Source organism: Candidatus Symbiothrix dinenymphae (assembly GCF_001431085.1).
In genome coordinates, this window is record NZ_BBRU01000212.1 from 1 (window position 1) to 9,911 (window position 9,911).

Here is a 9,911-nt window from a genome sequence, read left to right on the forward strand (position 1 = left end):
TTTACATATGTACTGCTCTTTTGGAATTATAAAAAAATAGTAAGAAATAATATAATGTATGGGAAGATATTTTTAAATTCTTTCTTGGTTTATTTTGTTATGTTTTCTTTTTTTTCAGAAGCCGCTATTTTTACAGATAGGTTTACTGTATTGTTCATTTTTTCGTATTGGATTTTGTATCCGGAATTCTTTTCTATTTTTAAGAGAATTGCAAATAAAGCAATTTTTATTTTTTTGCTGTTATTATATGGTATTTTAAAATTATTTTCAGGGTGTAGTAACATTTTGTGGGACTATGAGAATGTTTTATTTGGGACACATTCATACGAAGAGGAGTTGAATATTTTTTCAAAAGCCCTTGATGCTACCATTGAAGAAGCATTTGGAAACTAAACTTTCATAAAAATGTTTATTATCTTGTTTGTACTACTATTGTTTTGTATGCTAAAAACCATTGTGGGGTGCAACAATGTCTTCTACAAATATGATAATTTGCTTTGGGGAATAGATAATTACGACTATAGAGAAGAAGTTTTTGATACACATTCTTACAAAATAATAAAATGAGAATAAAATATTGTGATTTAATCGCTACTTCTGCGATACATACGGAGTTTAATATTGCTTTTTTGAAAGTAATTATGTTGGCACTTGAAAATCACGCAGGGGTTGATTTTTATGCAGAAAAAGAGCATTGTGCAATATGCAAAGAGCGGATGAAATTTCATCAGATAAAATTTCATCCGCTTAAATTGCTTCATAAAAATATTTGGGGAGGGATAAAAACTCCAATTCGAGATATATTGAGTTGCTGGTATGTTCTGAAAATATTTTTATGTTCAAAAAAAGAAGATTTTTTGTTTTTTGCATTGGCATATCCGTTTGCGCAGTATGTGATATGGATTTTGAGCAATGTTTTTCAGCGTAGGGTGTATGTATGTCAGCACGGAGAATTGGATGTATTTATGGAGAATATACATTTTGACAGGAATAGACGGTATTATTCTTTGGTGAAGCATTTATTGAAAAAATCCAATGTACAATATATTATTTTGGGAGAACCCATCTTAAAAAATGTACATCATCTGTTCGCCGACACGTCAAAGTTGATAGTGATAGATCATCCTTATGATTTTGAAGACAACGACCATATTATGGTTTCAAATTTTAACCCATTAGTTATCGGGCAGATTGGTTCAGGCAGCAAAAGTAAAGGCACGCATTATCTTTTTGAATTGGCAACATTATTAAAAGAAGAGATAGAAAGCGGAAAATTAAAAATAAAATTGGTGGGGAAATTGAGCAATACTTTGTGGCACTTAGATAACAAATTAGTAGAGTACGGTACCGAAATCTTGGAGCCGAGTATTTTTGAAGAAGAAATTAAAAAACTTGCATTTTCGCTGCAATTAAGAGATAGCTCAATGGGCAAAGCCGTAGCATCGGGTACGTTTTTTGACACGCTAAAGCACGAAAAACCTTTTTTATCCTTAAACAGTGATTATATAAATTATTATGTCGACGCATTCCCCAAATGCGGGAAAGTATGCGATTCTATTTCGGATATGGCAAAAGAAATAAAAAAATTGTTGCAAAACAAATTCATTGATGAATATCCCGATATGGTAAACGCCATAAAACATTTGCAAAGTAAATTATCGTTAGCGTCCATTGCCAGCGAACTAAAAAAACAATTGTAACTTCTAAACATAAAATAAAATGACAGGTATAAACAGTAAATTTCCCGATTTGAAAAAGTACTCACAATCAAGGGGAGCAAATTGTGAAAATTTGGTAAAAGCTTATGAAATAGAAAGCGTATTTCATAAGAAAATTTTAGCCGAAGAGTCGTTCGATAAACGGCAACAGTTGTACGCGGACGTGTACAATGCCGTTCATCCGCTGTACGGTAAAAGTAACAGCAATTCCCGCAGCTATGACAGGTTGGTGCGTCTATTCAAAAAAGAGTTGAAAGACAAAAGCGTGTTGGACGTTGGTTGCGGCGAAGGGTTATTCCTCACAAGCATCGCGGCAAACCTGCCTCATAAAAAATTGGTCGGTATGGACGTTTCAATTCCGCATCTTCCTCATAATCAATCCAATATAGAATTTAAAATGGGGAATGTTGTAGATTTTGATTTGAATGAACAATTTGATGTTGTGTTTTCAAATCATGTGTTGGAACATATTGCCCCGGCAGATATGTCTTTTCATTTATCATCGGTAAGGAATGCAATGAAAGACGATGGCGTTTTTATTTTTAATGCGCCCAATCGTCTTTTTGGTCCGTGGGATGTTACTAGAATTATTGATTACTCCAATACAGGTAAAACTATGGCACAGGGTACTCATATCAATGAATCTACGTATTCTGAAATCATACCTATTTTAGAACAAAATGGATTTGAAAATTTCAAAACAGTGTGTTTTATTTCAAAGTTAAAATACTATCTGGGTACTAATTTCCGTTATTCGCCGTCCATCCTTTGTTTTATTGAGCATCATTCATTTTTTCTTAACTTGTTGTATTTGAGCAAGTTAGTGGGTATGCAGGGCAGATGTATTGCTTATTTTGATATTAGTTTAATTTGTAATAAAAAGTTATGATATCAGTTTGTATCGCTACATAATAATGACGGAAAAATAGAAGAAGGCTGTTGCCGTTTAAGAGAGGCAACATCAAATATGTCAAAATGGGTTATTATTGTATGACAAAATAAATTGTATCTTTGCAGCAAATTAACAAAAAATTATGGAAACAAAACCAGTGAAGCGGTTGCCTTACGGCAACTCCAATTTTGAGAGCATTATGACCGAGAATTATGCTTATGTGGATAAGACACGGTTTGTTGAGCAACTTGAAAATGAGGCTAATAAGTATCAGTTTTTCATCCGCCCGCGCAAATTCGGCAAAAGTTTGTTCTTCTCCTTGCTTGAGCATTACTATGACCTGAATCGAACAGCGAATTTTGAAAAACTGTTTGGCGGACTTTACATCGGCAAGCATCCTACGCTGAAAAAGAATGCTTACGCCGTGTTGAAATTCGACTTCTCGGGAATAGACACGTCCGGAGAAGACAGGTTTCGGGCTTCTTTTTCCGGTAAAATACAAAAGGCTGTTCGTCAGTTTGTTGCTCTTTATCGAAATCTTTTTCCCAATGCCGATAGTTTCATCCAACGGTTAACTGAGGGAAGTCCGAGTATTCAGTCTATTCAAGAGGCTATTGACATGGCGGAATTGGCAGACGTGAAAATTTTTGTCATCATTGACGAATACGACCATTTTGCCAACGACCTTATCGCCATGGGTACCCAATTAGGCACAGATGTTTACCACAACATGGTACACGCAAACGGACTTGTCCGCGATTTTTACGAGGCTCTGAAGACGGGCACGAAAACCGCCATCGACCGCATCTTCATCACCGGCATATCACCCGTGATGTTGGACGACCTCACGAGCGGGTTCAACATTGCCGTCAATCTCACACTGAAACCAAAGTATAACGAAATGATGGGTTTCACGCAACAGGAGGTAGATGCCCTGATGGACGAAACGGGCGTTGACCCAAACTTAATCAATGTGGATATGGAAGCATATTATGATGGCTACCTTTTTCATCCGGATGGGAAAAACAGGGTCTATAATCCTTCTATGATTCTCTATTTTTTTTATCAAATATTGGATGAGGGACGACCGCCTGAAAACATCATTGACGACAACCTGAAGACCGACTACAACCGTTTGCGCCGCATGGTTCAAAACGAAGAAAACCGCAACAAGTTGATGGAAATTGTTCAAAACAACGGAATCGTGTCCGATGTTATCAGCAAATTTTCGATTGACCGATTGGAAGACACCAAATATTTTATATCCCTGCTTTTTTATATGGGATTGCTCACGGTGGATAAATATCAAGATGATACTCTTATCTTAAAAATTCCAAACTACTCTATTAGAACGGTTTACTGGGAGTATTTGGAACAGTTGACACTGGACTGGAACGAGGATGTCGTAATTGATGTGCGAGCACAAAGTGCTGCGGTCAGGGAATTGGCGCATCACGGCAATCTGCACCCCTATATCGAATATGTGAGCCGTAATATTCTCAACCGCTTGTCGAACCGCGACTTGCAACAGTTCAATGAAAAGTACATCAAAATCATGCTGCTCAATGGCTTGTTTCAAAGCAAATTGTACGTGCCGCTCACTGAAAAAGAAGTGGAAAACGGCTATATTGACATTTTTTTGCAACGTAGCCCTCGACTTCCCAACATCAAATACGAATGGGTGTGGGAACTCAAATATCTCAAAAAGGGAGATCGAAAAGCTTTGCATTCAGCAAGGCATGATGCCCGCGCACAATTGGAGAAATATCGAAAGTCGCGTGAATTTGCCGGTCGCGCCGATGTGCGCTTCGCTTCGATTATTTTTATTGGTAAGGACAAGTTTGAGATTGAAGAAGACAAAAATAATAATAAAATGCTACTATAAAATTGCACGATAAATTTGTTGTTCAGATGGATAAAATGAAAAAAGTATCAGTTTGCATCGCCACATACAACGGCGAAAAATACATAAAAGAGCAGTTGGATTCTATCCTCTCTCAAATAGGAAGTGAGGATGAGGTGATTATATCAGATGATGGCTCCACAGATGGGACAATTAATGTCATAAAAGAGATACCGGATTCGAGAATAAAACTAATTTTTAATGATGGAAGACATGGTTATACCGGAAATTTTGAAAATGCGTTAAATCATTCATCAGGAGATTACATCTTCTTGTCTGATCAGGACGATGTTTGGTTGCCGGAGAAATGTAAAATAGTATGCGAGCTTTTGTCTCAATATGATTTGGTTGTAACAAATTCAAAGGTTACAGATGAAAATTTGAATGTGAAAAAAGAGTCCTTTTTTGATATTTATAATTCGGGAACAGGTATTTTGAAAAACATTATCATTTGCAGTACTTATTATGGCTCTTGTATGGCTTTGCGACAAAATATATTGCCGTATGTATTGCCTGTTCCAAAAACGAAAATGATAGATTACGATGTTTGGATTGGATTGGTTGCTGAAGTTGTGGGCAAAGTTTTTTTTTGCCGGACTCCTCTTCTGCTCTATCGACGAGTGGAACAATCAATAACTTCCACTGAGTCCTTACTGAAGCGAAGTGAGCACCCTTTGTGGTGGAAAGTATATAAAAGGTTGGTTCAGTTATATCTTATAAGTGAGTTCTATTTTCAATATAAAATCACCAAATTATGGAAAAAGATTTTTTGATTGTAGGTGCAGGACTTTTCGGCTCTGTTGTTGCTCATGAGTTGACAAAGAGGGGCTATTCCTGCCTTGTGATAGACAAGCGTCCGCATATTGGCGGAAATGTTTATACGGAATCCATTAAGGGTATTAATGTTCATAAGTATGGTGCCCATATCTTTCATACAAATAATAAAGGGGTGTGGGACTATGTCAATTCTTTGGTTGAGTTTAACAGATATACCAATTCTCCGGTTGCCAATTACAAAGGGAAACTGTATAATTTACCTTTTAATATGAATACATTTTATCAAATGTGGGGAGTGACTACTCCGCAGGAGGCTGAGGCAAAAATAAAAGAACAGCGCGAGATTTCGGGGATAAAACAACCTGCAAATTTGGAAGAACAGGCAATTTCTTTGGTCGGGAAAGATATTTACGATTATTTAGTAAAAGAATATACCGAAAAGCAATGGGGGCGCAAGGCGACAGAACTCCCCGCCTTTATTATAAAAAGGCTCCCGGTTAGGTTCACGTTTGACAACAATTATTTTAGCGATAAGTATCAGGGTATTCCAATAGGAGGTTATACAGCGTTGGTGCAACGCTTGCTTGAAGGTATTGAGGTTCGGTTGGATACAGATTTTTTTTCAAATCGAAAATATTTTCTGAATTTTGCGAACAAGGTTATTTTTACCGGCGAAATAGATAAATTTTTTGATTATTGTTACGGTTATTTAGAATATCGAAGTCTCCATTTTGAAACAGAATTGTTGGAAAACATATCTAATTTTCAGGGGAATGCCGTGATTAATTATACCGACAAAGAAACATCTTACACGCGCATAATTGAGCATAAGCATTTTGAATTTGGAACACAAAATGATACGGTCATAACCAAAGAATATTCGCGAGAATGGGAGTTGGGCGAAGAACCGTATTATCCAATAAATGATGACAGAAATAGCACTCTTTTGAAGCAATACGAGTCTTTGGCAAATCAGCAATCGAAAGTAATTTTCGGAGGGCGTTTGGCTGAATATAAGTATTATGATATGCATCAGGTGATAGAAAAGGCATTGGATTTAGTAGAAAATCTTACTATTTAATAGTTATGAAAATTTATATTGCAACGCACAAAAAATATCTGATGCCTGATGATGAGCTATATTTGCCGCTTCATGTTGGAAAACGGGGGAAGCTAAACATTGGGTATAGGGGCGATGATGATGGTGAAAATATTTCGGTTAAAAACCCCTCGTTTTGTGAATTGACCGGATTGTATTGGATTTGGAAAAACGTGAATGAAGATTATATAGGATTAGTACATTATAGGCGATATTTTTCTGTCACACTATACATAAATAGGAAGTTATATCCTTTTGAATCCATTTTAAATTCGGACGAAATAACGTCGCTGATTCCTAAATATAAGATAATTGTCCCTCGAAAGCAGGTTTACCTTATTGAGTCGCTATATTCACACTATGCTCATACACACGATAAAGTGCATTTAGATATCACACGTCAGATTATTGAGGAAAAATATCCGGATTATTTAATAGATTATGACAAGGTATCGAAGCAGATATATGGTTATATGTTTAATATGTTCATTATGGATAAATCTTTGCTTGACTCTTATTGCCAATGGCTTTTTGATATTTTGTTTGAACTGGAAAAACGCGTAGATATTTCAAATCTATCCACTTTCCAAAAACGACTGTTTGGACGTGTCAGCGAAATTCTTTTTAATGTATGGTTGACTCATTTACTAAGGCATGAGCCTGATTTAGCATACAAAGAAATACCATACATATACATTGGAAAAATAAATTGGATAAGAAAAGGAGCTTCGTTTATTCTGGCAAAGATAAATAATCGGAAGTATGAAGGGAGTTTCTGATTAAAAAATATTGGTATTCCACTACCATTTTGAAGAAGCGATTGCAGACTTTGGTATAACGATAATGATTATAAATTTTTGAAATAATTTTACGGTTGTCACGGCAAGTTCACGGCAAGTTCAAGGTAAGTTCAATTAATAACTGCGAAAATAATTTGCAAAGTAGAACAATTTTAGTTACCTTTGCGCCGAAATAAAAAAAATAGTAATATGGATTTTACAAAATCACAAAAGAAAACTGCCCGCGAACTAATCAACAAAGCCCTCCAAAACGAAAGCAGGGAATGTTTAGAAAAGGCAGAAGCATTGCTGCAAAATTGCAAGCATAACGATTTGTCCAATTATCAAATATGCGTAGATTTGTCCAATTTGATAACAAATTTTGACAAATATGTGGCGAAGCGGTATGATGGGCTACCAAGTTCATACTATTTTACTGCAATAATTGGATTGTATGTGGATGAGGCGTTGACAGGTGAGGATTTGGATGCTTTGGGTGAGGCTGCAAAAGCTGCGATATTGAGGGGAGCTGGGATTTTTGACGGTAAAATTTTTACAGAGCGATTTTGAAAAGAAATTAACCTATTCCGAAATGACTCAGGAATTAGATATAAATCAATACAGTGATATGCTTCGGCAAATCATTGCCGAAATCAAAGGTACGCGCATAGTCGTTGCTCACAGACTAAATTCGGCAATGATGCAGATGTATTGGAATATTGGCAGGCGACTTTCAGAGGAGAAACTCGAAAAGGGATATGGAGGTAGCGTAGTGAAACGCCTTGCCACTGATTTGCAGCAGGAATTTCCTAACACTACGGGGTTTTCGCCACGCAACTTATGGAATATGAAAAACTTCTTCGAGTTTTATGCCTTGACTGATGAAAAAGTGCAACGCAGCGTTGCACTTTTGCCATGGCGGCACAATATACTGATAATGAGTAAGGTAAAATCAATTCAAGAGGCAGAGTTTTATATCAAATCTGCTCTTGAAATGGGTTTGACACGAGATGTTTTGCTCAATTTTATCAAAGCCGACACTTATCGTCATAAAGTTTTAGAGCCTAAAATGCACAATTTTGCGCTCACTTTGCCCGAACATTTGCAAGAACAGGCTGATGAGATACTGAAGGCGACCTATAATCTCGAAATGCTTGGGCTGAAACACCCTATCAAGGAGCGTGAATTGGAACAGCGATTAGTGGAAAAAATAAAATTCTTTCTCCTCGAACTCGGTTCCGGATTTACCTTTATCGGAAACCAATACCGAATAACACACAACGATAAGGATTATTTTGTCGATTTGTTGTTTTTCAACAGAAAAATACATTCTTTGGTAGCGATTGATTTAAAAATTGGAGAATTTGAACCGGAATTTGTCGGCAAAATGAACTATTATCTTGGTTTGCTTGATGACAAAATAAAACAAGAAGATGAAAATCCGTCAATAGGTATAGTTCTTTGTGCCGACAAAGGAAAGGTAGATATTGAATTGGCGTTACGTGACTTTCACAAACCGATTGGCGTTGCCGAATATATGTTGCATTTCCCGGAGAAAGAAATTAAAGAGATGATTAACAAGGAAATGATAGAATTTGCTGAAATAGAGAAACATGAATTAAAGATAGCAAATCCGGTGATATTATCAAGACGAAAAACAAAAGCGCAAAAATCCGTTTGAGAAATAATTTGCGGTGTGGAACAATTTTAGTTACCTTTGCGCCGAAATAAAAAAAATAGTAATATGGATTTTACAACCGCACAAAAGAAAACCGCCCGCGAACTAATCAACAAAGCCCTCCAAAAGGACAGCAGGGAATGTTTGGAAAAAGCAGAAGCATTGCTGCAAAATCGCAAGCATGATGCTTTCCAATCATCACACATGCGTGGATTTGTCCAAATTGATGGCAAATTTTGACGATTATATGGCGAAGCAATATGGTAGGCTACAAAAGTTGTTATATTGAGGGGAGCTACGCTTTGTGATGGTAAAATTTTCACAGAGCAATTTTAACAAGATATACCTCAATCACGATAATATGTATAGTAAGGAAACCCAACATACGGAATTTAAACCGAAGTTCAATGAAGATGTCATTGAAACGCTGGTCGCTTTTGCCAACACCCAAGGCGGACGGGTACTTGTTGGCGTGGATGACAAAAAAACCGGTTTCTACGCGGGGAAGATATTACAAGCGAGTGCAAAATTCCAATCATTTGCTTTCGCTTGACGAAGTAGTTAATATTCACTTGCAGACAATCAATTCGAGTTGGGACTATTATGCCGACCCAAATCACAGTATTGATGATTTGTCGAAAGAAAAAATTGCTATATTTACCAACAAATTACGCGAACAAGGCGAATTTAGCACTAAAATGTCTGATTTGGATATTCTCGAAAAACTGGAGTTTATCCGCGGTGGACAACCAACATTTGGCTGCTACTTGTTGTTTATTGATGGATATTGCCCCACTAGCGACATTCAGATTGGGCGTTTCAAAAGTCCGATAACTATTATTGACAGCATTTCGCTTCATTCCGATTTATTCAGCGAAATTACCGATATTATTGCCTTTATCAAAAAACATTTGATGGTGGAATACATAATTACCGGCGAGCCAAAGCGCACAGAACGGTTTGATTATCCCACCGATGCCATTCGCGAAATTGTTATCAATATGGTAGTACATCGCGACTATCGTGACAGTTCGGGAAGTGTTATTAAAATTTTTGACGACAGAA

At 36.7% G+C, this 9,911-nt stretch carries 10 protein-coding genes and 2 pseudogenes; all 12 read left to right on the forward strand.

Going from position 1 to position 9,911, the window contains the following annotated elements; all coding sequences use genetic code 11:
* A pseudogene (locus ASC50_RS02920) lies at nt 1–393 on the forward strand (hypothetical protein); the annotation flags it as partial.
* A gap of 713 nt (nt 394–1,106) precedes the next feature.
* Nucleotides 1,107–1,700, forward strand: a complete 594-nt coding sequence (locus tag ASC50_RS07105; protein WP_158648333.1) for a hypothetical protein — start codon at nt 1,107–1,109, stop codon at nt 1,698–1,700.
* Nucleotides 1,701–1,719: 19 nt separating this feature from the next.
* Nucleotides 1,720–2,607 carry a class I SAM-dependent methyltransferase gene (locus tag ASC50_RS02930; protein ID WP_056928673.1) on the forward strand — a complete coding sequence of 296 codons (888 nt, stop codon included), beginning with the start codon at nt 1,720–1,722 and terminating at the stop codon, nt 2,605–2,607.
* A 145-nt stretch (nt 2,608–2,752) separates the two neighbouring features.
* Complete coding sequence (locus ASC50_RS02935; RefSeq protein ID WP_226995359.1) at nt 2,753–4,495, forward strand: AAA family ATPase; 1,743 nt, start codon at nt 2,753–2,755, stop codon at nt 4,493–4,495.
* A 26-nt stretch (nt 4,496–4,521) separates the two neighbouring features.
* Nucleotides 4,522–5,286 (forward strand): glycosyltransferase family 2 protein, encoded by a 765-nt coding sequence (locus ASC50_RS02940; RefSeq protein WP_056928674.1) that lies wholly within the window; start codon nt 4,522–4,524, stop codon nt 5,284–5,286.
* Nucleotides 5,268–6,371, forward strand: coding sequence for a UDP-galactopyranose mutase (gene glf / locus ASC50_RS02945; protein ID WP_193391190.1), 1,104 nt, complete (start codon nt 5,268–5,270; stop codon nt 6,369–6,371). The genes ASC50_RS02940 and glf overlap by 19 nt, the downstream gene beginning before the upstream one ends.
* A gap of 5 nt (nt 6,372–6,376) precedes the next feature.
* Nucleotides 6,377–7,168: a DUF4422 domain-containing protein gene (locus tag ASC50_RS02950; protein WP_055431469.1), complete on the forward strand. Its 792-nt coding sequence runs from the start codon at nt 6,377–6,379 to the stop codon at nt 7,166–7,168.
* Between the two features lie 210 nt (nt 7,169–7,378).
* Nucleotides 7,379–7,738, forward strand: a complete 360-nt coding sequence (locus ASC50_RS02955; protein ID WP_055431468.1) for a hypothetical protein — start codon at nt 7,379–7,381, stop codon at nt 7,736–7,738.
* Nucleotides 7,739–7,760: 22 nt separating this feature from the next.
* Nucleotides 7,761–8,849, forward strand: coding sequence for a PDDEXK nuclease domain-containing protein (locus ASC50_RS02960; protein WP_082592053.1), 1,089 nt, complete (start codon nt 7,761–7,763; stop codon nt 8,847–8,849).
* Between the two features lie 63 nt (nt 8,850–8,912).
* A complete protein-coding gene (locus ASC50_RS07110; RefSeq protein ID WP_158648334.1) occupies nt 8,913–9,086 on the forward strand; it encodes a hypothetical protein in 174 nt (57 codons plus the stop codon).
* A 121-nt stretch (nt 9,087–9,207) separates the two neighbouring features.
* The gene (locus ASC50_RS08440; RefSeq protein ID WP_158648335.1) at nt 9,208–9,399 is read left to right on the forward strand and encodes an AlbA family DNA-binding domain-containing protein; all 192 of its coding nucleotides are present in this window, start codon (nt 9,208–9,210) and stop codon (nt 9,397–9,399) included.
* Nucleotides 9,368–9,911 (forward strand): annotated as a pseudogene (locus ASC50_RS02970) (hypothetical protein); the annotation flags it as partial. The gene ASC50_RS08440 and the pseudogene ASC50_RS02970, both read left to right, overlap by 32 nt.

Bases quoted from the DNA above. Each gene is read 5' to 3' on its own strand.
- ASC50_RS02935 (WP_226995359.1), top strand. From the start codon at position 2,753: ATGGAAACAAAACCAGTGAAGCGGTTGCCTTACGGCAACTCCAATTTT.
- ASC50_RS02955 (WP_055431468.1), top strand. From the start codon at position 7,379: ATGGATTTTACAAAATCACAAAAGAAAACTGCCCGCGAACTAATCAAC.
- ASC50_RS02950 (WP_055431469.1), top strand. From the start codon at position 6,377: ATGAAAATTTATATTGCAACGCACAAAAAATATCTGATGCCTGATGAT.
- ASC50_RS08440 (WP_158648335.1), top strand. From the start codon at position 9,208: ATGTATAGTAAGGAAACCCAACATACGGAATTTAAACCGAAGTTCAAT.
- glf (WP_193391190.1), top strand. From the start codon at position 5,268: ATGGAAAAAGATTTTTTGATTGTAGGTGCAGGACTTTTCGGCTCTGTT.
- ASC50_RS07110 (WP_158648334.1), top strand. From the start codon at position 8,913: ATGGATTTTACAACCGCACAAAAGAAAACCGCCCGCGAACTAATCAAC.
- ASC50_RS02960 (WP_082592053.1), top strand. From the start codon at position 7,761: ATGACTCAGGAATTAGATATAAATCAATACAGTGATATGCTTCGGCAA.
- ASC50_RS02940 (WP_056928674.1), top strand. From the start codon at position 4,522: ATGGATAAAATGAAAAAAGTATCAGTTTGCATCGCCACATACAACGGC.
- ASC50_RS02930 (WP_056928673.1), top strand. From the start codon at position 1,720: ATGACAGGTATAAACAGTAAATTTCCCGATTTGAAAAAGTACTCACAA.